Origin of the sequence: Weizmannia sp. FSL W8-0676 (genome assembly GCF_038593015.1) — a bacterium.
In the GTDB taxonomy this organism is placed as follows: Bacteria; Bacillota; Bacilli; order Bacillales; family Bacillaceae_C; genus Weizmannia; species Weizmannia coagulans.
Window position 1 is genome coordinate 2,155,590 of record NZ_CP151954.1, and the last position, 24,429, is coordinate 2,180,018.

Genomic DNA, 24,429 nt, shown 5'->3' on the forward strand with positions numbered 1-24,429 from the left:
CCTACTTACAGCATGCTTTTTCACGGGCTTCCTTCCCTCAGCCTGCCAATTACTCTTGCGGCAGCCATACCCGCATGACAGATAGCAGCTGGTCCATCTTCAGCGGCTTGCTGATATAATCTGTTGCGCCGGCATCCAGACATTTTTGCCGGTCGCCTTTCATCGCTTTTGCCGTCAGAGCGATAATGGGCAAATCCGCAAATGCATCGTTCTCCCGGATTCTTTGCATCGTTTCGTAACCGTCCATGCCCGGCATCATAATATCCATGAGGACGATGTCGACCTCTTTGTGAAGGTCCAGCATATCCAGGCATTCGAAGCCGTTTTGCGACACAAGCACTTTCATGCCTTCTTTCGACAGCGCCTTTTTCAGTGCATAAATGTTCCGGTTGTCATCATCACAAATCAGCACCGTTTTATTCCGGAACGCCTGATCGGCTGATGCTTCTTCGCCCGGCTGCTGATCTTCTTCATGCAGCAATGCCGGCGCTGCTTCGCTTTCCGGCGCGGGCACTTCTTCCGTGGCGGTCATCCCGTTCGGCAGGCTTGGAATATACAAAATGAATGTGCTCCCTTTTCCGACGGTGCTGTCGAGACGGATCGTGCCGCCGAGCAAGCGGGCAAACTCGCGGCAAATGGACAAACCGAGTCCCGTACCGCCGTATTTGCGGCCGGTCGCACCGTCCCCTTGCTGGAAAGCTTCGAAAATGAGATCCTGTTTCTTTTCCGGAATCCCGATCCCCGTGTCTTGCACAGCCACTTCCAGCCAAAAATCGGCGCCTTCCGTTTTCACGTATTTTCCGGCTGTTTCTGCGCTCACTTTGCGCATCCGGAACGTCACCGAACCATTTTCCGTAAATTTGACGGCATTTGAAAGCAGGTTTTTCACGATCTGTTGGAAACGCCGTTGGTCGGTATAAATCAAATTCGGCACATTATCATCGACATCAATCTTCAGTTCAAGTCCTTTTTGCTCTGCCAAATAAGCAAACTGGTTGCCGACATACACTGGCAATTCACGGGTGTTCGTCTCTTCAATGACAATTTCCATCTTGCCGGCTTCTACTTTGGACAAGTCAAGTATATCGTTAATTAAATTGAGCAAGTCACTGCCGGATGAATGGATCACACGGGCGAATTCTCTTTGTTCTTCGGTCAGATTGCCCTCTTCCGATTCATCCGCCAGCATTTCGGAAAGAAGGAGAATGCTGTTGAGCGGCGTCCGCAGTTCATGCGACATATTCGCAAGAAATTCAGATTTATACTGCGAGCTCTGGATAAGCTGCTCTGCTTTTTCTTCCAGCTGCTGCTTTGTTTTTTCCAGTTCATGCGCTCTTTTTTCCGCTTCTTTCGTCCGTTCCTCAAGCTGTTCATTGATCATGCGCAATTCTTCAGACTGCGACTGCAATTCCTCCGATTGGGCCTGCAGCTCTTCCGATTGTGATTGCAATTCCTCCGATTGGGCCTGCAGCTCCTCCGTCATCATTTGCGATTCTTTCAGGAGCCGCTCGACCTCCATTCTGCTCAGGACACTGTTGATTGCAATCCCGAGTGTATGGTTGATTTGCTTGATGAGCTCAAGCCGCGCCGGCGTGAACTCTTCCAGGCTTGCCAGTTCCAAAACCGCCAGCACTTCTTCTTCATAAATGACAGGCGCAATCAGAATGCTATGCGGTTTCGCTTCACCCAAACCGGTCGAAATCAGCGAATAGTTTTCGGGAACATCGGTAATGATCCGGCTCTTTTTTTCCAACGCGCACTGGCCGGCCAGCCCTTCCCCGTATGAAAATGTTTCGCGGCCCGGATTCCCGCGGTCTTCCGCATAAGCGGCAATTTTGACAAACTCGGCTTTTGTTTTTTCTCCTCTTTTCAAGTAAAAGGCACCCATCGAGGCTGCCATAACAGGTACGGCTTTTTGAATAAACCGTTCCGCCAGCGTATTGATATGGGTGATATTCTGGTACATCGTCGCCATTTCGGCAAGCGTCGTCTGCATCCAGTTTCTTTCCGATATTTGCTCAATATAATTTTTTTCTTTCTGGCTTGCCTGTTCAAGCGATGCGGCCATCCGGTTAAAAGCCGCGCCGATTTCCCCGATTTCATCCTCTGTCTTCACATCCACCCGCGGCAGTGACGTAAGGTCATCGTAATTGATGTGCGTCATTACTTTGGAGATGTTGTTTAAGCTTTTCGCCGTTCCCGATACAATCCAATAAGCAATCAACAGCATAACGGCAATCATCAGCCCGGAAGAAACGACAATCATCTGCAGCAAAGTTTTTTCCAGCTGGCTGGCATTTTTCATTGCTTTAGACATCAAGTTTTCCTGGAAATTTTTAAAATCGGTAATGTATGCCGTTAAATGGCTCCGCTTCGTTTGATAGTCGGAAATCACCCCGGACGGCACCGTTTTATTGTGCCGTGCATCATTGATAATCGTTTCTTCCGTTTCCGTATAGGAAGCAAATTCATTTTGGAGCTTTGCCAAAATATTCTTTGCCTGGCTATGGTTTAATATATTGTCTAGCTGGTTCAGCCTTGATTCGATTTTTGCACGGTTATCCGTAATATTTTGAATAGCGGTTTCCGTGCCGCTTGCTTTTTCATCATTGATAATGGCCAAAAGTTCCCGGTCGGACTGCGAAAACAGCAGCTGGATCTCCGTTGCCATTTTTACTTTCACATAGCGGTCCTGCACGATTTCAGACATGTTTTTTTTCATATGATTCATGGAAACGAGCATGACCACAGCCGTAACAAGCATAAAAGCGAGGATCACGCCGAACCCTGCATATTGTTTTTTCTTAAAGCCCATGCTTTCTTCCCCCTGTTTTTCCATTTGCCGGATATATCCACTCTTTTTAAGGCAAGTGATAAAGCCATTGAAGCTTATACTCTATTCCCGTTTTTCAACATATTATACCATCAATTTGTGACAAATTTGTTACATTCCGTAGCAGGATTCAAGTTTTTTACAAGGCCACAGGAGGAGAAGATCATGTTTTTCCGCATTTACCATCAAGCCACCCCGTTTTTATTTTTCCTGAAATCAAAAAAAGCCTTGCCACCGCAGGACTACGTATCCCTTGGTGACAGGCTCCTCCAATAAAACAATCGAGTTGAAGAATTTATTCGAAACGAAATTTATGAATCGCTAGCAAGCCAAATTCCAAATGACCCCTATTAAAAAAATTCAATAGAGGTAGCGTCTATAAGGAAAGTTTTCGGATTACCTGGTGCAAATCCGGAAGCATCCTGATACAAAACGGATAACAATCCGATCATTCCTGTTTTATAGATCGGCGTCCGCGATTCCATCACAACAGGATTTTCTTTAAAAATCCAAGTACCTTTTTAAATCGCGATAGAAATTTTCACGCGATCCGATCATAATAATGACCACTAACTCACCGTTTTCGTCTTCTTCCACTGTATAACAAATCCTGTATTCAATCCTTAGATGACGAATATTTACACAAAAGTAGCCTTCCAAGTCCCCCAGTTTTGGATCTCCGACGCTCGGATCTTCTCTGATCGTATCAATGACAATTTCAATTTTCTCGAATAAAACCCGATCTGTCTTCCTGATCTTTTTGAGATTTTTTTCTACGACTTTTGATAACCGGAATGGCAGTAGGCTACTCATCTGCTTCGTCTTCCCCTGTTGCATCTAAGTAGTCGCTTAAACTCCCTTCGACTGACGGACGTTCCATTGCTTCCTGCTTCATCCGTTCCAAAGCATGAGGAATTTCACTTTTCATGACTCTGAATTGTTCAAGCAGCTCTTCCCCACTCAATCCTTTTGCTATTAAATCCTGCAAAATATCCTCCGAAAAATCCACCACTTCATCGCCGGCTGGACGGATCACAATTTCTTTTCCGTTATATTCGACAAACGCTTCATCAGAAAAATTTAAAGCGTCGTAAAAATCTTTGGGGATGGTGATTTGACGCTGTTTCGATATTTTTACGCGCCGTTTGGGTTTCCAATTTAACGCACTCATGTTTTTTCTCCCCTTCTCTATAGTTTTTACCATAAGTTATGTCCCCTTTTGATAAAAAACACATTTTCTTTAAAGCTTTATTTTCTTTTTCCTTTATTATAAATTTATTCTATCCGTGATAAAGAAAAAGGAACAGTATATTTACACATGTCCAGTGTTTCATCCAAATACGGAACAGGAAGGTTTAACTAGTCCATTTGCCAATCACCTTGCCTGTTGTTACTTATACGAAGAAAGAAGAAATACTAAACTGAATATTTGGAACATTAAACGGTGCTATTTTGGAAATTTAACAGAGGCCAACAGAAGAAACCGTGAAAATGTATTTTTTGCAGAAAAGAGCCACCTTAAAACTCCGATTTCGAATTTTTAAAGCAGCTTTTTCTTTGCTTTGGAGAATGGGGATAAAAGATAAGTTGCTGGATTTTCGGGCCTGTTGAATGTTTTACTTATTTTTCAACTCTTTTCTGATACAGAAACTGTCCCAAAAGCATCTTTGTAATATGCGTGAACATGTCGCCGCGTGTGACGAGTTCATTGGTGAAGACACCGATTGCGCCTTCTTTTTTGCGGACGTTTTCTTTTTTTGCATAGTTTTCCATTACAGGTCCGAGTTCTTCGCCTGCCCGCAAACGAACCGCGATTTCTTCCGGAAGCGGAATCCTTGCTCCGCCGGCGATGAAGGGTTCTTCTCCTTCCACGGCAAGTGCACCCCAGTTGCAGAGAAACAAGCCATGCGGGGTTTCCACCACGCCACCTTCAAGACCAATACCAATATCCGCATTTTTTGCTGCCAGGACCGCCCTCGAGCGGTTAATGGCCCCTTGCAGCGTTTCTTCGTCGGAAAAAGGCTGTTCTTTTACGCCGGATGGCACACCTGCAGCCACAAATTCCATTTTCTGCCCGTCAAGCACTTCAAAGGCTTTCCGGACAGCCGACACTTTTGCCGGATTGGTCGAACCAATTGCAATCATCAAATTCTTTCACCTCTTTATTTCAGGCATTTTTGCAGCAGGAAAATCGGATATTTCTTTATTATTTGCTGCGGATCGCATCAACGGTTGAACGGTCACAGGCCTGTACCAATTTCACGATCAAGGCCTTGGCTGCTGCATAGTCATCGACATGAAGGATTGCGGCATGCGTATGGATATAGCGGGCGCAAACCCCAATCACGGCACTCGGAATCCCTTCATTAGTAGTATGAACGCGGCCGGCATCTGTCCCGCCATTCGGAGCTACGAAATACTGGTAGCGGATATCATTGCTCTCGGCTGTGTCGAGAACAAACTCGCGCATGCCTTTATGTGTCACCATCGTCCGGTCGTAAATCCGCAGCAATGCGCCTTTTCCAAGCTGCCCGAATTGTTCTTTATCGCCAGACGCATCATTGGCGGGACTAGCATCCAGGGCAAAGAAAATATCCGGCTTAATCATATTGGCTGCTGTCTGTGCACCGCGCGTCCCGACTTCCTCCATAACTGTAGCGCCCGAATAAAGCGTGTTCGGAAGTTTTACACCCTGCAGTTCTTTTAACAATTCGATGGAGAGGCCGCATCCGTAGCGGTTATCCCAAGCTTTAGCAAGAATTTTCTTTTGATTGGTCATTGGGGTGAACGGGCAAACCGGCAAGATGGGCTGGCCCGGGCGAATCCCGATTTTTTCAGCATCTTCACGGTCATCAGCGCCGATATCAATCAGCATATTTTTAATGTCCATTGGTTTGGATTTCTGATTTTCATCCAATAAATGTGGCGGAATTGAACCAACAACACCGATGACAGGACCGTTATCCGTATAAATTTGTACGCGTTGGGCCAGCAGCACCTGGCTCCACCAGCCCCCTAGTGTTTGAAAGCGGATCATGCCATTTTCAGTGATGGATGTAACCATAAATCCAACTTCATCCATATGTCCTGCCACCATCACGGTTGGCCCGTCTTCCTGATCACGTCTTACGCCAAAGACGCTGCCGAGATGATCTTGTATGATTTCATCCGAATATTTTTGCAACTCCTGCTTCATAAACTGGCGGACGGCCGACTCATTACCCGGTGCGCCTGGCAGTTCAGTCAGCGTTTTAAATAAATCGAGCGTTTCTTGTTCCATGCTTTTTACTCCTCGTTTCTGTATTTTTTTATCATAGCGTATGTACAAGGTTTATTTTACATAATGGGTGGTTTTCTTGCCAGATTTTCACTTCATTTTGTACTTTTGTAAGTGAATTCATTTTCGGTTACCGCCTTGAAAGTATATAATGAGGGGGAGCACCGATTTATTCTGATTAATTGCAGAGGAAAGGATAGGAGAAAGATGAATTGGAAAACTTTTATCGCCGGTATCGCTGTGGGTGCAGCCGCCGGGTATGCCGTCAATGAAACATTGCACCGTACCGTTAGCGTATCCGCCGAAACCGTTCTTGCAAAAGTTAAGAAAGCGTTTAAAGAAAACGGTCCGATTGACGGTTCCTGGATTCAAATGACAGAGGAAGATTATGAAAAGTACCCGTTTAAAACGAGGGTCTATAAGGGCGGGGTTTCGCTTACAAAAGACGGAGAGAAGAAGCAGTACGAGTTTATTGCCGACGCCAAAACCGGTACCGTCCTCGATGTCTATCCGATTTAACAGAAAAGCAGATCCGTTTTAAACCGGCTTGTGCCGGATGGCTGGAAAAGCAGAATCCTTTAAGGCTGGCTTTTCTTGCCAGCTCTACAGGATTTTGCTGAATGTAACCGGCCCTGTTTCGGAGATCCCGGCTTAGGGCTGGCTTTTCTTGCCGGCTCTATGCGGGATAAGCTATTGCTATTTTTAAACGGCACCGTTCGGAATATTTTATTGGAAAGCAGACGCGACCTATGTGAAGGAAGATCCTCAATTTTTCGCGCTTCCTTAACGTAGACAGGCTCTAGGTGAAAAAAGGCTTTCGTTTTTGCGCGCTTCCTTCACGTAGACGCCCTCTAGGTGAAGGAAGAACCTCATTTTTGCGTGCTTCCTTCACGTAGACGCGCCCTATGTTAAGGAAGACCTTCTTTTTTCCGCACTTTCTTAACGTAGACGCCCTCTAGGTGAAGGAAGACCTTCAATTTTCCGTGCTTCCTTAACGTAGACGGGCTCTAGGTTAAGAAAGAACCTCTCTTTTCCGTGCTTCCTTAACGTAGACGGGCTCTATGTAAAGAAAGGCCGTCTTTTTTTCGCGCTTTCTTAACGTAGCGCACTCTAGGTTAAGAAAGAACCTCATTTTTGCGTGCTTCCTTAACGTAGACGTGCCCTATGTGAAGGAAGGCCGTCTTTTTTTCGCGTTTCCTTAACGTAGACAGGCTCTAGATTAAGAAAGCGCCTTGTTTTTGCTTGCTTTCTTAATGTAGACAGGCTCTAGGTGAAGAAAGGCCATCTTTTTTCCGTGCTTCCTTAACGTAGACGCACTCCATGTAAATCCCGCGCTTCCTCACATTTTTAAGCCGGCCCTTTGCTGGATGGTTGTTCATTTAACAGGACAAGATGCATTTCGATGTGAAATTTAAAACGGCGCGTTCTCGTTACCGGGTCGGTTTAGCAGGAAGCCGCAGGGGGTTATGGCCATGCAAAAAAATATGTGCATAGATCGTTTTCCATACGCGGCAGTAAAAAACGGCGGACCTTTTGTTCACCGTTTTTTGCTGCTTTATACGGGCGTTTTTTCACGCTCCACTTTTTCTGCCATATTCCCGTCCGTATCCCACTTCAACGCCCGGTAGACAGCGTCGTGGTAAAATACAAACCAGGCATTGTCTCGGATCGCCTCTTCAATCCATTTCTGTTTTTGAAAAATGGAGGTCATAGGGTAATCATCATAAGCCATCACCCAAAGCGGGTTGCGGTGCGCATGCGTCGGCAAAAGATCTGCCATATGGATCCATTTTTCGCCGCCGGACTCCGCCATGACAATCGCATGCCCGTCACTGTGCCCGCCTGTATGTACCATCCGGACTTTGCCTTCAATAGTAACTTCTTCTTTAAACGTTTGTACCTGATGCTGGATCGCTTCCCAGTTTTCCTTCCAATACGTGCTTTTTGAACGGATATTCGGGTGGCGCATTTCGTCCCATTCCGTTTCAGATACATAGATGGCCGCATTTGGAAATGAAGGGACATATCCCTTTGTATCATCCGGCATGGTCAGGCCGCATGCATGGTCAAAATGCAAGTGCGTCATCAGGACAATGTCGATATTCTCACGTGCCAGCCCGAATGCGCTTAATGCGCGGTCAATCTGCGACTCCTCTGTGACGCCGTAATTCCGCTTCTGCTTGTCTGTCAGTTTTCCGTTCCCAATGCCGGACTCAATGAGGATGTTTTTCCCGTTCAGCTGAAAAAATATCGGGTCTGTCCGAAGTTCGATCTGGTTTTTTTCATTGTATGGATATTTCCGCGACCAAAGCGGTTTCGGGACAACGCCGAACATTGCCCCGCCGTCCAGATGCGTGACGCCGCCATCGAGCCAGTAAAGCGTCATTTCACCGACTGTTAAATGTTCCATTCTTCTCACTCCTGTAACCGATTTCAATTAATAGTATTCGCCACCATTTCCCATTTTCCTGCCTGTGTCGCGTTGCAAAAAAGGCAATCCTGCCTGTCCGCTTTGCCCTGTGGTTTTTCCCCGCCAGTTCCGTAATGCAAAAAACTGAAAATGCTGTTGCGTTTTCCCCAGCCTGTTCCGCATTGCAAAAAATTGAAAATGCCGTTCCCATTTTCTCCAGCCTGTGCCGCGTTGCAAAAACTGAAAATGCCGTCCCGTTTTCCCCAGTCTGTACCGCGTTGCAAAAAATTGAAAATGCCGTTCCCGTTTTTCCATGTCCGGTGCCGATACAAAAAAAAGCGCCCCGCACTGCCATTATCCTTGCAGTGCGCCAGACGCGTTGCGGTATTTTGCCTCACAGCGGTAAATGCGCTGCCCTTGTGCAGAAAACTTTTCTTCATATTCCGTCATGACATTGCCGGAAAAATCACTGCGATGCAAATCAAGACTGATATTTTTTAACAGCAGGCCATATTCAGAAAAACTTTGCAGCGAGTATTCGAACAGGCCCTGGTTGTCGGTTTTTAAATGAATTTCCCCGCCGTCCGCCAAAATGTCTTCATACAGCTGCAAAAAAGTGCGGTATGTGAGCCGCCGTTTTTCATGGCGTTTTTTCGGCCACGGGTCGGAAAAATTCAAATAAATCCGTTCGACATCGCCTTTTGCAAAAAATTCCCGCAACCGTGCACCGTCTGCATTCAACAGTTTTACATTCGGGCTGTTCTTTTCAATCAGCTTATCGAGCGCAGACACGATCACGCTCGGCTGTTTTTCGATCCCGAGAAAATTGATTTTGGGATGCTGTTCCGCCATTTCGGAAATGAACCGGCCTTTCCCTGTTCCGATTTCAATATGGAGCGGGTTGCCGTTTCCAAACAGCGCCTGCCAATGGCCGCGCCATTTTTCCGGGTCCGGTACGACGAATTGCGGGTACTTCTTTAATTTTTCTTCCGCCCACGGCTTATTCCGTAATCTCATAAAAACACCCCAACTTATATTTTTTGGCAAAAGCCAGGCCTGCCTGCATAAAAAAAGAGGCAGGTTAAACAATAGAGTATGTATGGAGGCACCGGCGCAAGACCTTCATGCACATGTCAACAGCTGCTTATCTCAAGTGAAGGATGTGTTCCACTTGGCACTCAGCCATCGCGACCAGTTAACCTTATTGATGGATATTTTGTACGATCATCAAACAGAATGCTGCGGATCTGTTTCAGAATGTGAACAATTGGAAAGGCTGGTCAAATCATTGCTCGTCAATCCGGCTGTCGCAAATGATATGAAACAAACGCTGACAGATGTTTACAGCTACAGCCAGGCGGGAAAATATGCACAGCATTTGGACGACCATATTGAAGCCCACCAAAACAAGCTTGAGGAATGGGTTGACCAGCTGAACACCTATTTTTAAAGAATGAGGAGCGGCAAAAAGAAGAGAAACCATCACCCGGTTTCTCTTCTTTTTCATTCGAAACCGGAAACACAAGGCACTCTTTTTTTGAAAGCAATAAGCCCGCAGCCAGCGTTCTCTAAAGCCCCTGTAAAAGCAGTCCCGGGCAAACGCGGATGAGCCTTCTCTTATTTTTTCACGCCGCCATGCACACTCTGCAAAAAATCAAGCCAGTGCTGCATTTCTTCGTACCGGCCTTTTTCTTTATGCCAGCAAATCATCACGATCGCCTGGTAAATGGTATGCCATTTCATCCGGAGCGAAAGACTCGCGGTCATTTCCGTGCCGTATTGGCGCAGCCACCTTCCCCAATTTTCGGGCGGAATGTAGGCGTACAGAAGCATGCCGATGTCCATTGCCGGATCGCCGATCAGCGGGCCGTCCCAATCGATCAGAAACAATTCATTTTCGTTTGATAAAAGCCAGTTGTTATGATTGATGTCGCCGTGGCAGACGACATAATCCTCATATGCAACGTTCTGCTGCTCCCGTTCCAGAAATTCAAAGGCATCCAAAACACCCGGTGCATCGGGCCATTCCCCTTTTGCGCCGGATTTGAGATCATGCAGCATGTTTTCAGGCTCCATCGATTCCAGCCCGAGCCTTTGCAGCATCGTTAAAAGCGGTTTTGAGTCGTGAATTTTTTTCAGCATCCTGGCAACACGCTCTTCTTCCATTTCGTAAGGCTTTAGTTCCCTGCCCTCCACCCACTGCTGGGCAGTGATGGTGTCGCCGTTTTCAAGCCTTTTCGTCCAGACAAGCTTCGGGACAATGCCTTCAGCGGATAACACGGCCAGAAACGGCGATGAATTCCGTTTTAAAAAGAGGGATTGTTCCTGGTATTTGGCATAGAAGGCTTCTCCTGTCGCCCCCCCTGCCGGCATGATCTCCCAGCCTTTTCCTAATATATCTTCCAACATGTTCACCTTCAAATTCAGTAAGTCAACCTCACACCGATGAAAAAACAGCGATATAAAATGGACGAAACTTTGCGTCCCTGTTATAAAGCCGGGAAAAGCAGGATTTGTAAAAAAGTAAAAAATGCCATTTCTTTTTACACAAAATATTGGCGCGGATTTTTCATGTTTGTTGAAAAATCCTCAGCTGCCGGTTTTTCAACGCGGCAAACGGAGACAAAAACAAAAAAAGACAGCTATTGGCAAGTATCATTCACAATAGCCACCTTTCAGTAAATTTTATCGCTTTTTGACTTTTTTCGTCAAGCGCAATTTTGGTTTGGCACGGGCCCGGGTTTCCCGAAAGTGTTGAAATGCCGGTAAGGCGGCTTTTTGTATGCCAAAAATTTTCCAATGCTGCAGAACAAATTTTTACAAGAGACAACCCGCTTTATTCCCCGCCCCCGCCACGGGCAGCCCCGCTGTTTCCGGAACTTGTATTTGTAGCCAGGCATTCGTTAAGCAGCACTTGCGCCGCCTTCAGCTGCATATATTTAAACGGCGAGCGCAAATTCCGCTGATGCCGGAACCATTCGGCATGCGGGCGTTTGTCAAGAATATGGAGGCCGTCCGGCGCATCCGGCCATTGGATAAACCCGTTCCGGCAAATGAGCGCCCTTTCGACCGGAAACGTGATATCATGCCGTTTCAGGATGCTGCGCACGATTTTTTCCGTCCGCGCGAGGGCAATGGCCGGATTTAAAATCTTTTCTTCGTTCCTGGCTGTCCGCTTCTTCCAGAAACGGCCGTTCGACCCGAAAAAGACGGCATCTTTTTCTTTTTCCACAAAGGCAATACACCACACTGCCATTGGCGAAATCAAAAGATGTTCCATTTCCAAGACGGCTTTTTTGAAGGAAAGAACCGGCCGGTACATCAATAAAAATGTATCCGGAAATCTTTGCAAAAAGTATTTTAAATCCGGGTCAAAATAAAGGACAGCCGGGATTTCGGACTGTTGCAGCAAAGTGGAACTGGCCCATTTCAGCTGGAAACGGAACAGCTGGTCGAGAAATAATTTTTTTAACTGGTCTTCCGTCTCCGGCAAAAAGGCAAGCTGTGGGGTAAAATCCAATTCCCCGGGAGGCGAGGGGGAAACCGGCGCGGCTTGCTCCTCTATTTCAGCCGTATCTTTTCTTTTTAACCAGTGTTTCATGCGGGAAAGGACCTGGCGCGATTCTTCCGGCGCAGGCGCTTCCTCTTCTTCCTCCAGCCCGTTTTCCCAGTTTTCCCGGAATTTTTCCCACTGTTGTTTTTTCAGCCGGATAAACTGGTTGGTGTAACGGATTAAGTCTGTTTCATAACGTGATACAAAGTCTTGCATTTTTAATAACTGTCCCATTTTCCTTTTCCCTTACTTCAAATTCTGTGCATCAGCCAGCCTGAAAGACTGCACGATTTCGTATTTTGGCGTTTTATGGAGATTCGTCCGGTAGAGCACGATCCGGTCTGCCGAAAAAGGCACCGTTTCCGGCAAATACCTGTCCAGCATGCCGGCAGCAAAAGGCCTGTCGCCGCCCCATTTCCGCGCCAGCGTAATATGCGGGTGAAACGGTCTTCGATCAAGTGAAAATCCTGCTTCAAGGCAACAGCCGGCCACCATTCTTTCGAGATCAAAAAGCGGCTGCGATTCCTGTATGCCTGCCCAGAGCACGCGCGGTTCGTCTTTTTTTCCAAAAGTGCCGAAGTGGTCGAACACAAGCGTCAGCATGCGAAATGTGCCGATTTTATCTGCAATCAGCCGGTTCGCTTTCTCCAATTGCGCCTCTTCTGCCGCTCCCAAAAAAGCAAGGGTAATATGGGCATCATCGCGGTGCACCCATCGCTGGAACGGCAGGCTGCTTTTCATGCCGGCAGTTGCCTGCTGCAATTTTTGTTTGAGCGCTTCCGGCAGCATGACGGCATAAAAATAATGGTTTGCCATCGCTTTTTTCGCCCCTGTCCATCATGGTTTTGTGTTTATTTTAACAAAAACCGCCCTGCTGGTATACTGTACAAAACTTGGTTTCTGCCATTTTCCATGTTTTTATTTTTCAAAATCGGGTATATAAATATGTTAAGGGGGGAGCTGGAGTGAAGATTGGCGACCATGTCATGTACAAAGGAGAGAATTGTGAAATCGTATTTATTTACAAAAGCGGGTATTGTGAACTGAAAAAGCCGTTTCTTCATCAGATTGTGCTTGCCCGCATGTCGGAGCTTGAACCGGCAGGAGAAGAAGAGGCCAGGCTCCAAAAATAGCAGGGGCTTCCTTTAACCGTTTCTCCGGCTAAAGGAATGCCCCTTCTTTTAGTTTGGCGCCCCCGGAACCGCTTGAGCCGAAAGGGCATGAATCTCCCTATCAAAAGCATGCTGCAGTTTTAACGTTACCGTGCCCGGTGTGCCGCCTGCAACGGGTTTACCGTCAATGTCCACAACCGGCATCACTTCGGATGTCGTGCTTGTAATCAGGACTTCATCCGCCGTGCACAAATCCTCTACCGTAAATGGCTCTTCCTGGAAAGGAATGCCTTCTTTCCCGCAAATGCCAAAGACCACTTGTCTTGTAATTCCGTTTAAAATGAGGTTCGTTGCCGGGTGTGTCAATAGCACGCCGTCTTTCACAATAAATACATTCGACGATGAACCTTCTGTCACTGTTTCGCCGCGGTGCTGGATTGCCTCATAAGCGCCATTTTCCGCAGCTTTTTGTTTGGCGAGCACATTGCCGAGCAGGTTCAGGCTTTTGATGTCGCAGCGCAGCCAGCGGATGTCTTCCGCAAGCACCGCTTTTACGCCTTTTCTCATTTTTTCCAGCGGCCGTTCCATTTCACTCGTGTATGCAACAAACGTCGTTTCGCTTGTTTCCGGAAAATGGTGTTTCCGTTTTGCGACGCCGCGCGTAAATTGCAAATAGACAATCCCTGTATGGAGCTGGTTTGCCGCAACCAGTGCTTCCAATTGCGCCGTCAGCTGCTCCATTGTATACGGAATGTGGAGCGAAAGTTTTTCCGCGCTTGAATAGAGCCGTTTTAAATGCATTTCGCTTGTAAACAGCCTGCCCCCGTATACGCGGACCACTTCGTAAATGCCATCCCCGAACTGATAACCGCGGTCTTCAATATCAACACTTGCTTCTCCCCTGTCGACCAGGGTGCCGTTTAAAACCAGTTTCTCCATGATGCAACCCCTTTGCCTTTCTTCATTTTATTGCGGCTTTCCCGACCATTTCTGTGCTTGCTTGCATCCCGCCGGCATTGACGCTCACAGCTGAAGTCACGCGTGCTTCCCGGCCAGTTCATAAATGGACTGTGCATAAATCGCCGTTGCTTTGAGCAAATCTTCCACATACATGTACTCATCTTTTTGGTGCATGACATCTTCGCGTCCCGGGAAAAGCGCCCCAAATGCCACACCTTTTTTAAGGGTGCGTGCATATGTACCACCGCCGATTGCCAATAGCTTCGCTTCCTCTCCGGTCTGCTCCTCGTACACTTTCGCAAGCGTCGTAATCAGCGGGTCATTTTTGTCAACATAATGCGGTTTCTGATCGGAAAAATGATCGAAACGCAAGCCGTCTTCTTTTAATTTCGACACAATTTTTGTTTTTCCTGCTTCAAGATCGAAAGTAACGGGATAACGCATATTTAATCCTATGCGGCCACCTTTTTCCTGATGATAGGACATGATCCCGATATTGATCGTCAATTCCCCGGAAACTTCATCTTTGTACCCGATGCCGAAATATTCACCGCGTGAACGGCCGAAGAACTGGTTGAGCGTTTTGATGAATTTTGCCCCGGCACGGTCAAGCGCCACACTGTTTAAAAATTTTGCCAGATAAAGCCCCGCGCTTTTTCCGTTTTCCGGTTCCGCGCCATGGGCCGAAACGCCTTCCAGCTTTAAAATCAAAACGCCGCCGTCCACGAAATCCTGCCCGGCAAGCCCGGTTTCCTTCTGATAATCCTGGAATTTTTGCAAAAGTTCCGTCTGCTCGCCGTGCGCGACAAGGCGTGCCTCCGCATAGTCCGGCACCATATTGTAGCGGCGCCCCGATTCAAAAGAAAGCAGTTCCGCCTGCTGCGGGTCTTCCGTTTTTTCCGGATCCTGGATAATGTCAAAATCGGCAATCCCTTTTTCCGCATAAATGATCGGGAAGTCGGCATCCGGCGAAAACCCGATGGCCGGCATTTCCTCGTTTGCAAAATAGGCGTCCATGCATCTCCAGTTGCTTTCTTCATCTGTCCCGACAATGAGGCGCACCCTTTTTTCAAGTGGCACCCCGAGTTCTTTTACAATTTTCATGCCGTAATAAGCCGCCATTGTCGGGCCTTTGTCGTCGCTTGAGCCGCGCGCATAAATTTTCCCGTCTTTGACTGTGCCGCTGTACGGGTCAACTGTCCAGCCGTCCCCCTCCGGCACTACATCGACATGCCCGAGGATCCCGAGAATGTCTTCTCCTTCCCCCATTTCAAGGTGGCCGGCGAGATTTTGCACATTTTTCGTTTTGAACCCGTCTTTTTCACCGAGATCGAGCATATATTGGAGCGCCTCCCTGACGCCTTGCCCGAGTGGTGCTTCTTCCGTTGCATTCGCTTCATCGAGAACGCTCCTGATCTGCAAAATCCCTTTCAGATCGCGGATCAAATCCTCTTTCCTTTTTAATACTTCTTCCATCCAGTGGATATCGGCCATTTTTGTCGCTCCTTTATGTTGTCATTCGTTCTTTATTTTACTTCTTTTTCCATTGATTACAAAATGAATTGATATCTTTGTATGTGTCAAGTTTTTCTCGACAAGGTTTAAATATCGGGTATTCCAAGACACTCTTTTTGTACACTTTCGGCTACCGTGCTTTACTTGCTCGGTGTAATTTTCGGAAAAGATGTAATATTTCCGTATAAAGATGGATAACGGGGATGTTGAGGCGCGCGAAATTCACTCGCTTTCCGCGGGCGGCCGGCGAGCCTCCTCGCTCGTACCTCGCTGCGGGGTCTCTCCTGGCTCGCTTTTCCCGCAGGAGTCTCGTAAATTTCGCGCGCCTCAACGATCAGTCCCCACTGAGCCAAGCTTAAAACGAAAGCTCTAATATTTTGCTTAAATGTCCCATTGCCGATGAACTGCTTGAATGCAGGGCAACTGATCCGTGCTTTACGCCCACTGACGGGCGTACAGGCTGCTTGAGTAGTTGAGACATCCTGATTAATTGTTTCAAGTTCCGTTGCTTTCTCTCGCTTCTTGAACGGTGTTTCAGATAGACTTCTCTCAATGTCCCATTGAGTATGCCTTGTTTGATTTTCACCATGGCTTCTGCGCCAAGTTCACTCCAATGCATGCCCCTTTTTTTCATCCTGAAGGAGATATGCCTTTGATTCGATTCCATCGCTCCTAGGCCTCTCGCACCTTCCGGCACGTTTTTCACCCTGTCTCTCCAGTCAAAAATGCGGTCCCAGTTTTTCAAGATATACGAACGGAATTCCTTGATTTTCTTGAGAGCCTTTTTATCCGTCAAGGTGCTTTCGTGCGTATCCAAATATAACGTGAATTGGTCCAGGTCATGCGTTCTAATCGCTTTTCTAATTTGCTCTTTGATCTCGCTCTTTCCGCCCCCGAATGTCCTTACGATGGCTTGTGCAACGTGGTAGGTATCCAGCTGGTTGAGCACCGGAAATTCCGACTGTGAGAATGCTGTTTGAAACCGTTCAGCTGTATACCCTGCACCTCCATCGCTGTTTGTAATGACATGCGCTTTTTCAAGAGAGTAGGTGTTGGCAGCTTTGGCTTGCACTTCATCCCAAAATGTCTGGATGGCTTCCGTTGTCATGATGACTGTGGGCTGACGCAGGGAGACCCTTTTACCATTGGTTTGCCATCCCTCATAGAGAATGGCGTGGTGGACTTCCATACTCTGTTTCTTTTTTAGTCCCCGAACGAATACACCATCTGCTTCAGAAAACAGGTAGTCTACCTTCTTCCCCTCAGGCAGGGAAACAGCTATTTCTAGCTCTTCTACAAGTGCCTTATCGGCTTCCGCCTGAGTTTTCCCTACGTGTTTTACCATGTTCCCTACAGTTGTGTGACTAAGACTCACTGCTGTCCACTCTTTTAAAATATCAGCTACTTCCCGATAGGTGTTCTCACTTGCCAACTCTGCCACCTTTAATTCCACTAACGGGCTGTATCGTTGGTGTGGTACCAGCCCTAACCATTCATCCAGAGGATAATGGGAATTTCCTCTCTTGTCATGCATTAATGAGCGTTTAAAGGTCACACTTCCAAATAGAAACTGAATGTTTCTGTTATCACTCCGGCAGTACTCCCAGCCATCCTCCAGCTTTTTCTGCTTAATTGTTTTATCTAACGTCTCAAATATTTCCCCAACCCATTGCGTAAAGGCATTCTGAATCAGAATTTTAACTTGTTCTTCAAATTCAATAAGACTTTTTGTATCCTTTAATAATCTAGCAATTATTGATATAATATCCATAGGAAGACCTCTTTCTAAATGTATTCGCCCACAAGCGTACATTTAAATGATAGAGCGTCTTCCCATTTTTTTCCACTCATCTGCCCTTCGAGTAAAATTTTACACATACGATATCTTTTGCGGGCGGGGGATGAAAGACAAAACTTTGGCCGGCAAACGGCATTTTGTCCTTCATAACCGCGATGAAAGACAGAACGTGGTGCCTGGACTGCCGAAACGTCCTTCATTGGCGTGGTAAAATCAAAATACCAGCCAATCCGACCTGTCCGATTGGAACGGGCGCCCAATTAGACAAAATTGCCAGTCACTACACACCAATTGTTCCATTAGCACGCCTAATCAGAAAAGCAAACAGCAAAATGTCTTTCATCGGGCTGGCAAAGGCCATACCTTTAGCGGGATTACAGCAACCCAGGGAAAAGGGTGGTAAAAAGAAAACGCTATCATTAGTGGTTATAAACTTAGCAGGCACAACATATGGTGTAAACAAGAGCTGATATATTTGTCAATTCAGGCAAAAAGATGTACAATATAATTGACTGACATCTTAGAAAAAATTTTAGAAAAAGGAGTTGTCCGAACGGCACGCATATTCCTGTAAGCTAAACACATGTTGTAAAGCTGTTTGTCGTCTTTGTCTTTGGAAAAAAGATGAGGGAGTGGTATTTTGAAACCATCAACAGACCGTATGCTTACTCGTATTAAGTCGATTTATGTGTTTATTAAAGAGAAAGGGACTGTGACAACCCAGGAACTGGTAGATGAGTTCGGCATCACTCCTCGCACCATTCAAAGAGATTTGAATGTGCTGGCATACAACGACTTGGTCAAAAGCACACACAGGGGGATTTGGACAACAACCAGCAAAAAAGTTAAGATGTCATCTTAGAGAAAGAAACAAATTGTTTTTTTGGAAAGCGGCAGCGGAGACATGCAGTGCCGCTTTTGGCATGTTTAAGAGCCTTTTATCCCCGCCATTTTCTTTTACCACAACGCCATCTCACAAGTTAAATGCGCCTCACCCTTATATCCGTTTTGCCTTCCCTGCACCAACTTTTTACCCTAATATGAAATCCTGCCTCCATCTATTAAACCCTGACACCGGGCACCTATCCGCTAAAGTGGGATTCAGCTTTTACTCCCGCTTGAAAACCCGCCTCCACGCATTGAACCCTGACACCGGAAACCTATCCGCTAAAGAGGGGGCAGCTTTTTACGCCCGTTTGTAGCCCACGGCTAAACGGTTGAACAACCGAAAACGCCAGGAAGTCCAGCTTTTTACCGCAGCTTGCAATCCCGCTGTCACGATAAAACAGCCAGATACACAACTTTATCCCGCGTCTTGCCCGTAAGCCAGCTTCCTGCCGCACACACCCCGTTTCCTTACCGCATATGCAACCTGGCCTTCACGCGTTGAATCCTTACGCCGAACAGCTTGTCCGCAAGTTTCGATTTCAGGCCAAGGTAGGCATAAACAACCGCACCGGCCGCGGCGCAAATCGTGACAATCAGCAATGCCTGCCACCTTGAAGAAGGCGAAAGCACAAGCGTGAGCCCTTTATATACGGCACCGGTCACCGCCAGCATGACGGCATTAAAAATCAGAATCAAGATCGTGCGCCGGATCACTGTCCGATACGGATAGGCTGCGAAAAGTTTGATCACAATAAAGTTGATCAGAATCGACGCTGTATAACCGATTGCCGTGGCGTAGACTGCGCCGAGGATCCCAAACATTTTGATCAGCGGGATATTCAGGCTTAATTTTAACAAAAGCCCGACGAGCAAGCTTAAAATCGTCCAGCGCTGCTCATTGATCCCCTGCATGATCGCCGCCGTCACGGAATAAAGCGAGAACAAAATAGCAACCGGCGCATAATGCATCAGCACGCTGACCGAGACGGCGTTATCCGTATTATAAAAAATCGCAAAAATAGGCTTGGCCAAAAGCGACATCCCAAGCGCAGCCGGCACCGTAATAAAAAGCAGCACCTGCAATGTCTGGTCAACAGATCGGACGAGCATATCGCGCTCCCTTTTTGCGAAAGCTTCCGTAATCATCGGAACAAGCGTCATGGAAAAGGCGGTCGCAAGGGAGACCGGAATGATGACAAGCTTGTGCGACTGGAAATTCAACATCCCGAGCTGCGTCTGCCACATTTTCCCGAGCCCGACCGCTTCCATACCGCGCTTCACTGTCAGCTGGTCAACCATTTGGTAAAGCGAATTGGCGATCCCGACAAATACAAACGGCAAAGCAGAAAGGATGATTTCTTTATACAGCGTGGGGATCGAAACATGCATTGTGCCTTTGTCCTGTTCAAGCAGCCGGTCAAGATGCGGTTTTCGTTTGAACCAGTACCAAATGAGCACAAACAGGCTCGCCATCCCGCCGACAAAAGCCGCAAATGTTGCCGCGCTGATGGCGGACACGATGCTGCCGTGAAGGATATGCAAAATCACGTAAGCACCGATCAGCATAAATAAAATCCGGACAACCTGCTCCACAACCTGGGAAACAGCAGAAGGCCCCATTGACTGGTGCCCCTGGAAAAAACCACGAATCAGGCTCATCACCGGAATAATGATCAGCGCAAAACTGACCGCCCGGATCACCACCGTCACATCGGCTTTTGAGAAAACCTGCGCTTCCTGCTTGCCGGCCATCGCCAAATCCGTAAAATACGGGGCAAAAACATACATCACAAGAAAGCCGGCAATACCGGTCACAATCATTAAATACATGCTCGACCTGAACAGCTTCCGGCTGACCGCATATTCTTCCAGCGCATTGTATTTTGCCACATATTTTGCGACAGCAAGCGGGACGCCTGCCGTGGAAATGCTGATAAAAATATTGTAAGGGACATATCCGAACTGATAGAGTGCCTCCGGTCCCGATCCGCCGATGATCGCATCAAACGGAATCACATAGAATACCCCGAGAATTTTCGAGATGATCGTCCCAAATGTTAAAATAAACGTGCCGCGCAATAATTTTGAAGACATAAAATCCCTTCCCGCCCGAAATGATCTTCCGGCCGCCCCTGATGCGGACGGGCCTTTTTTCACACACTATAATGTAGTGTACCGCGAACATACCCGCTTGACAATTTTTTTATGAAGAATTTTTTTCGCGGACAGGCGGCGGGATGGATGGCAGTTGGGGCTGCAGCTGCCATGGATCATATTTTACAATCGTCTGGACGAAAAAAATCCGGGCTGGGCAACCCCGCTTTATTTATGGTATAAAATCATCGCCGAAAAACAGTAAATCTGGTCGTCGTCCTCCGGCTCCACCATGGCGGCAATATTATATTTGACATCAATGAGCTGGTCTTCGCTGATTTTTTCCAAAAACGTATTCATGCTCTCCTCAAGGTCTTTCTCATGTTCACAATCAAAAAGTTTAACCTGTACCATTGTGGCCCCTCCCTGTTTTATTTATTTCTATTATCTCCAATTTCAGAACATTTTAATCAGGCGCTTCGATTTTTAAAATCCACTTGGCATAAGTATAAAATACCGGGAAAAGGAAGCAATAGGCAACCAGTGAATGGAGAATGTCCCACCCTTCCAAGTAATGAAATACCCCGAACCGAACGGAAATGGATTCCATCAATAATGTGAATCCAATCCAAACAAGCAAATAAAACAGCACGATGCGCACAGAGCGAAGCCGCGCCCGGAATAAACTCTGTACCGTAATAAACAAATAGCCGTACAAAGTAAAAACCGGAATATAAATAATAAAGTCGAATAGTTCGATATCTTTGGAATCAAATGTATTGTATAAGTTTTAAAGGATACATCCCGCTAAGCACTTCATCCGCAAAGCAGGCCATTGCTGTAAAAAACAGCCCGGTCGCAAGCCCTGCTTTCCATGAAACGGCTTTTGGAAGAAGATACAGTGCCAGCATCAAACCTGCCAAAGCAACAAGGGTAAAGATTTCATTCTCGTCAAATTTTTTCGGAAGCATGCCGGCGCACCTCCTTTTTCCTGTCCAACCATCTATAGAGCGCATCGCCCACGTGTACCACCGCAAGATCAGTGAAGAAGAAAGCAAGGGCATACCGCCATGACCATTCGTAGGTATACAGAATTTGTAAAAAATCGAGGATGGCGACATAACCCGTAAAAACAAGGAAAAAACATACAGCGGCCAGGGTTTTCCGGCCGGACGTCCGTGATATGTGAAATACGTGCAAATACAGCAAAAACAAAAGGGGCACCTGAAACAGAACAAGCAACCTGGAAATATAGAACATCGGTGTATGGTGATCATGAACAAAGTGCAGGTTCATTTCCAATATCCTTAAAAAATTGATTGTCCAGTAATATAACCATAAGTAAAGCAGCAATGATTTCATTTTTTCTGCCTGAAACAGCGCGCGGGATAAATATGCCAGTCCCGCCCCTGCCAAAAGTGAAAATAAAAGAACCATCTTTTTTCCCCTTTTTTGTGGTTGATAGTCCTAGTTTGCTATTTCACAAACAAATTATGAATTTCACGCATAAAAAATGGGGCTTACGGCCATTTCACCGTAAAGCCCCGTTTTCCGGAAATCCATTAGTTTGCCACAATGTTGACAAGTTTGCCCGGCACGGCAATGATCTTGCGAATCGTTTTTCCTTCCGTAAACTCTTTGATTTTTTCATCCGCAAGCGCGAGTTTTTCCATGTCATCGCGGCTCATGTTGCGGTCGATCTTCACTTTGTTACGGACTTTGCCGTTCACCTGGAGGACAATTTCCACTTCATTGTCGACGAGTTTTGAAGCATCAAAAGAAGGCCATGCTTCATATGTGATCGTGCCGCTGTGGCCGAGTTTTTCCCACAGTTCTTCGGCAATATGCGGGCAAAACGGCGACAGCAGCTTGACGAAGCCTTCCACATACGTTTTCGGTATGACTTCCGCTTTATAGGCATCGTTGATAAACACCATTAATTGCGAAATGGCCGTGTTAAAATGAAGGGCATCGATATCTTCCGTCACTTTTTTGACCGTCAGATGATACGTTTTTTCAAGTGCCGGATTGGCCTTGTCCTGGATTTTTTCTGACAGGCTGCCGTCTTCATTCACAAACAGGCGCCAGATCCTGTCAAGGAAGCGGCGGGAACCGTCAAGGCCGTTTGTCGACCATGGAATCGAAGCATCCAAAGGGCCCATGAACATTTCGTACAGCCTGAGCGTATCTGCCCCATGCGACTCAAGAATGTCATCCGGATTGACGACATTGCCGCGCGATTTGCTCATCTTTTCATGGTTCTCGCCAAGGATCATGCCCTGGTTGAACAATCTTTGGAATGGCTCTTTCGTCGGCACAACGCCGATATCGTACAAAAATTTATGCCAGAAGCGGGCATACAGCAAGTGAAGCACCGCATGCTCAGCCCCGCCGATGTAAAGGTCAACCGGCAGCCATTTTTTCAGTTTTTCCGGATCGGCAATCGCTTTGCGGTTTTTCGGATCGATGAAACGGAGGAAGTACCAGCAGCTTCCTGCCCATTGCGGCATCGTGTTTGTTTCGCGCCGGCCTTTTTTCCCTGTTTCCGGATCCACAACATTGACCCATTCTTCAGCATTTGCAAGCGGTGATTCGCCTGTTCCGCTCGGTTTGATTTCCCTCATTTTCGGAAGTATGAGCGGCAGCTCTTCTTCCGGCACGGCAGTTATGGTCCCGTCTTCCCAGTGGATGACCGGGATCGGCTCGCCCCAGTAACGCTGGCGGCTGAACAGCCAGTCACGCAGGCGGTATGTCACTTTTTTCTGCCCAATCCCTTTTTCTTCAAGCCATTCGATCATGCGTTTAATGGCTGCCTGCTTGCCCAGCCCGTTTAAAAACCCGGAATGGACGTGTTCGCCGTCGCCGGTATAGGCTTCTTTTTCAACATTGCCGCCTGCGACGACTTCTTTTATCGGCAAATTGAATTTGCGGGCAAATTCATAGTCGCGTTCGTCATGGGCCGGCACCGCCATGATTGCGCCTGTCCCGTAGCTCATTAATACATAATCGGCAATCCAGATTGGCATTTTTTCGCCGTTGGCAGGGTTCACGGCATACGCCCCTGTAAATACGCCGGTTTTTTCTTTCGCAAGGTCGGTCCGTTCGAGGTCGCTTTTTGACTGCACCTGGGCAATGTAAGCCTGGACCGCTTCGGCCTGCTCTTTCGTTTTAATTTTATTCACAAGCGGGTGTTCCGGCGCAAGCACGGCGTAGGTCGCCCCGAACAGCGTATCCGGGCGGGTCGTGAAGACGGTGAACGTTTCATTTGTGCCTTCAACCTGGAATGTCACTTCCGCCCCTTCCGAACGGCCGATCCAGTTGCGCTGCATATCCTTAATGCTTTCCGGCCAGTCCAGTTCCTCGAGGTCTTCAAGAAGGCGGTCCGCGTAGGCGGTAATTTTCAGCATCCACTGGCGCATCGGTTTGCGGATGACCGGATGCCCGCCGCGTTCGCTCTTGCCGTCAATGACTTCTTCGTTTGCAAGCACGGTTCCGAGCGCAGGGCACCAGTTGACCGGCACTTCATCAATATAAGCAAGCCCGTTTTTCCACAGCTGCAGAAAAATCCACTGCGTCCATTTATAATATTCCGGATCAGATGTGTTGATTTCCCTGTCCCAATCATAGGAAAACCCGAGCGCTTTGATCTGGCGGCGGAATGTATGGATATTTTGAATCGTGAAAACAGACGGATCATTGCCGGTATCAATCGCATACTGCTCAGCCGGAAGCCCGAATGCATCCCAGCCCATCGGATGGAGCACATTATACCCTTGCATCCGTTTCGCCCGCGAGATGATGTCGGTCGCCGTATATCCTTCCGGGTGCCCGACATGGAGGCCCGCCCCCGACGGGTACGGAAACATATCCAGGCAGTAAAATTTTGGTTTATTTTCGTCTTCACCGGCACGGAACGTTTGATGTTCTTCCCAGTAATGCTGCCATTTCTTTTCGATTTTCCGGTGGTCAAAACTCATGACAGACTCCTC

General features: G+C 47.2%; 21 protein-coding genes. 4 read left to right on the forward strand and 17 right to left on the reverse strand.

The genetic code is table 11. From position 1 onward, the window contains the following. Positions 1-49: 49 nt before the first annotated feature. From NST20_RS10620 to NST20_RS10640, 5 genes are all read right to left on the reverse strand, one after another. Positions 50-2,815: a response regulator gene (locus NST20_RS10620; RefSeq protein WP_342399413.1), complete on the reverse strand. Its 2,766-nt coding sequence runs from the start codon at positions 2,813-2,815 to the stop codon at positions 50-52. A 519-nt stretch (positions 2,816-3,334) separates the two neighbouring features. Beyond that, the gene (locus tag NST20_RS10625) at positions 3,335-3,646 is read right to left on the reverse strand and encodes a type II toxin-antitoxin system RelE/ParE family toxin (protein ID WP_342399414.1); all 312 of its coding nucleotides are present in this window, start codon (positions 3,644-3,646) and stop codon (positions 3,335-3,337) included. Continuing rightward, entirely contained in the window at positions 3,639-4,004 is a 366-nt protein-coding gene (locus NST20_RS10630; RefSeq protein WP_342399415.1) for an AbrB/MazE/SpoVT family DNA-binding domain-containing protein, read from the reverse strand. Before NST20_RS10630 ends, NST20_RS10625 begins: the two co-directional genes overlap by 8 nt. A 449-nt stretch (positions 4,005-4,453) precedes the next feature. Next, positions 4,454-4,978 carry a DUF84 family protein gene (locus NST20_RS10635; RefSeq protein ID WP_207369318.1) on the reverse strand — a complete coding sequence of 175 codons (525 nt, stop codon included), beginning with the start codon at positions 4,976-4,978 and terminating at the stop codon, positions 4,454-4,456. 61 nt (positions 4,979-5,039) lie between these two features. Beyond that, positions 5,040-6,113: a M42 family metallopeptidase gene (locus NST20_RS10640; RefSeq protein ID WP_342399416.1), complete on the reverse strand. Its 1,074-nt coding sequence runs from the start codon at positions 6,111-6,113 to the stop codon at positions 5,040-5,042. A gap of 204 nt (positions 6,114-6,317) precedes the next feature. On the opposite strand from NST20_RS10640, the gene NST20_RS10645 reads away from it, so the two are divergent. Next, positions 6,318-6,629, forward strand: coding sequence for a PepSY domain-containing protein (locus NST20_RS10645; protein WP_014097678.1), 312 nt, complete (start codon positions 6,318-6,320; stop codon positions 6,627-6,629). Positions 6,630-7,665: 1,036 nt separating this feature from the next. Here the strand turns inward: NST20_RS10645 and NST20_RS10650 are convergent. Then, positions 7,666-8,520, reverse strand: coding sequence for an MBL fold metallo-hydrolase (locus NST20_RS10650; protein WP_061575930.1), 855 nt, complete (start codon positions 8,518-8,520; stop codon positions 7,666-7,668). Between the two features lie 354 nt (positions 8,521-8,874). Beyond that, positions 8,875-9,537, reverse strand: coding sequence for a tRNA (guanosine(46)-N7)-methyltransferase TrmB (trmB, locus tag NST20_RS10655; protein ID WP_342399417.1), 663 nt, complete (start codon positions 9,535-9,537; stop codon positions 8,875-8,877). Positions 9,538-9,691: 154 nt separating this feature from the next. Here trmB and NST20_RS10660 point away from each other — a divergent pair, with 154 nt between their 5' ends. Beyond that, on the forward strand, positions 9,692-9,970 hold the full coding sequence (locus tag NST20_RS10660; protein WP_029141452.1) for a YtzH-like family protein: 279 nt from the start codon (positions 9,692-9,694) through the stop codon (positions 9,968-9,970). Positions 9,971-10,137: 167 nt separating this feature from the next. Here the strand turns inward: NST20_RS10660 and NST20_RS10665 are convergent, their stop codons facing one another. The 3 genes from NST20_RS10665 to thpR all read right to left on the reverse strand — a co-directional run bounded on the left by NST20_RS10665 (position 10,138) and on the right by thpR (position 12,889). Beyond that, complete coding sequence (locus tag NST20_RS10665) at positions 10,138-10,929, reverse strand: phosphotransferase family protein (protein ID WP_342399418.1); 792 nt, start codon at positions 10,927-10,929, stop codon at positions 10,138-10,140. A gap of 427 nt (positions 10,930-11,356) precedes the next feature. Next, the gene (locus NST20_RS10670; protein WP_342399419.1) at positions 11,357-12,307 is read right to left on the reverse strand and encodes an NERD domain-containing protein; all 951 of its coding nucleotides are present in this window, start codon (positions 12,305-12,307) and stop codon (positions 11,357-11,359) included. Positions 12,308-12,319: 12 nt separating this feature from the next. Further along, positions 12,320-12,889 (reverse strand): RNA 2',3'-cyclic phosphodiesterase, encoded by a 570-nt coding sequence (gene thpR, locus NST20_RS10675; RefSeq protein ID WP_013860000.1) that lies wholly within the window; start codon positions 12,887-12,889, stop codon positions 12,320-12,322. 149 nt (positions 12,890-13,038) lie between these two features. Here thpR and NST20_RS10680 point away from each other — a divergent pair, with 149 nt between their 5' ends. Beyond that, positions 13,039-13,206, forward strand: coding sequence for a hypothetical protein (locus tag NST20_RS10680; protein ID WP_019720672.1), 168 nt, complete (start codon positions 13,039-13,041; stop codon positions 13,204-13,206). A gap of 48 nt (positions 13,207-13,254) precedes the next feature. Here the strand turns inward: NST20_RS10680 and dat are convergent, their stop codons facing one another. The 3 genes from dat to NST20_RS10695 form a co-directional block, all read right to left on the reverse strand. Then, positions 13,255-14,124, reverse strand: a complete 870-nt coding sequence (gene dat, locus NST20_RS10685) for a D-amino-acid transaminase (RefSeq protein WP_342399420.1) — start codon at positions 14,122-14,124, stop codon at positions 13,255-13,257. 96 nt (positions 14,125-14,220) lie between these two features. After that, positions 14,221-15,639 (reverse strand): dipeptidase PepV, encoded by a 1,419-nt coding sequence (gene pepV, locus NST20_RS10690; protein ID WP_019720670.1) that lies wholly within the window; start codon positions 15,637-15,639, stop codon positions 14,221-14,223. Positions 15,640-16,015: 376 nt separating this feature from the next. Continuing rightward, positions 16,016-17,431 (reverse strand): ISLre2 family transposase, encoded by a 1,416-nt coding sequence (locus NST20_RS10695; protein WP_342399421.1) that lies wholly within the window; start codon positions 17,429-17,431, stop codon positions 16,016-16,018. Positions 17,432-18,098: 667 nt separating this feature from the next. On the opposite strand from NST20_RS10695, the gene NST20_RS10700 reads away from it, so the two are divergent. Next, complete coding sequence (locus NST20_RS10700; RefSeq protein ID WP_014097668.1) at positions 18,099-18,320, forward strand: DeoR family transcriptional regulator; 222 nt, start codon at positions 18,099-18,101, stop codon at positions 18,318-18,320. A gap of 494 nt (positions 18,321-18,814) precedes the next feature. On the opposite strand, the gene NST20_RS10705 is transcribed toward NST20_RS10700, so the two are convergent. The 4 genes from NST20_RS10705 to leuS form a co-directional block, all read right to left on the reverse strand. Further along, positions 18,815-20,440: a polysaccharide biosynthesis protein gene (locus NST20_RS10705; RefSeq protein WP_342399422.1), complete on the reverse strand. Its 1,626-nt coding sequence runs from the start codon at positions 20,438-20,440 to the stop codon at positions 18,815-18,817. 228 nt (positions 20,441-20,668) lie between these two features. Continuing rightward, entirely contained in the window at positions 20,669-20,854 is a 186-nt protein-coding gene (locus NST20_RS10710) for a sporulation protein Cse60 (RefSeq protein WP_013860005.1), read from the reverse strand. A gap of 356 nt (positions 20,855-21,210) precedes the next feature. Next, positions 21,211-21,411, reverse strand: coding sequence for a hypothetical protein (locus NST20_RS10715; RefSeq protein WP_342399423.1), 201 nt, complete (start codon positions 21,409-21,411; stop codon positions 21,211-21,213). Between the two features lie 591 nt (positions 21,412-22,002). Next, the gene (gene leuS, locus NST20_RS10720; RefSeq protein WP_342399424.1) at positions 22,003-24,417 is read right to left on the reverse strand and encodes a leucine--tRNA ligase; all 2,415 of its coding nucleotides are present in this window, start codon (positions 24,415-24,417) and stop codon (positions 22,003-22,005) included. Positions 24,418-24,429: the final 12 nt, after the last annotated feature.

Excerpts from the sequence above, each read along its gene's own strand:
- NST20_RS10620 (WP_342399413.1), bottom strand. The coding sequence starts at position 2,815 with ATGGGCTTTAAGAAAAAACAATATGCAGGGTTCGGCGTGATCCTCGCT.
- NST20_RS10625 (WP_342399414.1), bottom strand. The coding sequence starts at position 3,646 with ATGAGTAGCCTACTGCCATTCCGGTTATCAAAAGTCGTAGAAAAAAAT.
- NST20_RS10630 (WP_342399415.1), bottom strand. The coding sequence starts at position 4,004 with ATGAGTGCGTTAAATTGGAAACCCAAACGGCGCGTAAAAATATCGAAA.
- NST20_RS10635 (WP_207369318.1), bottom strand. The coding sequence starts at position 4,978 with ATGATTGCAATTGGTTCGACCAATCCGGCAAAAGTGTCGGCTGTCCGG.
- NST20_RS10640 (WP_342399416.1), bottom strand. The coding sequence starts at position 6,113 with ATGGAACAAGAAACGCTCGATTTATTTAAAACGCTGACTGAACTGCCA.
- NST20_RS10645 (WP_014097678.1), top strand. The coding sequence starts at position 6,318 with ATGAATTGGAAAACTTTTATCGCCGGTATCGCTGTGGGTGCAGCCGCC.
- NST20_RS10650 (WP_061575930.1), bottom strand. The coding sequence starts at position 8,520 with ATGGAACATTTAACAGTCGGTGAAATGACGCTTTACTGGCTCGATGGC.
- trmB (WP_342399417.1), bottom strand. The coding sequence starts at position 9,537 with ATGAGATTACGGAATAAGCCGTGGGCGGAAGAAAAATTAAAGAAGTAC.
- NST20_RS10665 (WP_342399418.1), bottom strand. The coding sequence starts at position 10,929 with ATGTTGGAAGATATATTAGGAAAAGGCTGGGAGATCATGCCGGCAGGG.
- NST20_RS10670 (WP_342399419.1), bottom strand. The coding sequence starts at position 12,307 with ATGGGACAGTTATTAAAAATGCAAGACTTTGTATCACGTTATGAAACA.
- thpR (WP_013860000.1), bottom strand. The coding sequence starts at position 12,889 with ATGGCAAACCATTATTTTTATGCCGTCATGCTGCCGGAAGCGCTCAAA.
- dat (WP_342399420.1), bottom strand. The coding sequence starts at position 14,124 with ATGGAGAAACTGGTTTTAAACGGCACCCTGGTCGACAGGGGAGAAGCA.
- pepV (WP_019720670.1), bottom strand. The coding sequence starts at position 15,639 with ATGGCCGATATCCACTGGATGGAAGAAGTATTAAAAAGGAAAGAGGAT.
- NST20_RS10695 (WP_342399421.1), bottom strand. The coding sequence starts at position 17,431 with ATGGATATTATATCAATAATTGCTAGATTATTAAAGGATACAAAAAGT.
- NST20_RS10705 (WP_342399422.1), bottom strand. The coding sequence starts at position 20,440 with ATGTCTTCAAAATTATTGCGCGGCACGTTTATTTTAACATTTGGGACG.
- NST20_RS10710 (WP_013860005.1), bottom strand. The coding sequence starts at position 20,854 with ATGGTACAGGTTAAACTTTTTGATTGTGAACATGAGAAAGACCTTGAG.
- NST20_RS10715 (WP_342399423.1), bottom strand. The coding sequence starts at position 21,411 with ATGCTTCCGAAAAAATTTGACGAGAATGAAATCTTTACCCTTGTTGCT.
- leuS (WP_342399424.1), bottom strand. The coding sequence starts at position 24,417 with ATGAGTTTTGACCACCGGAAAATCGAAAAGAAATGGCAGCATTACTGG.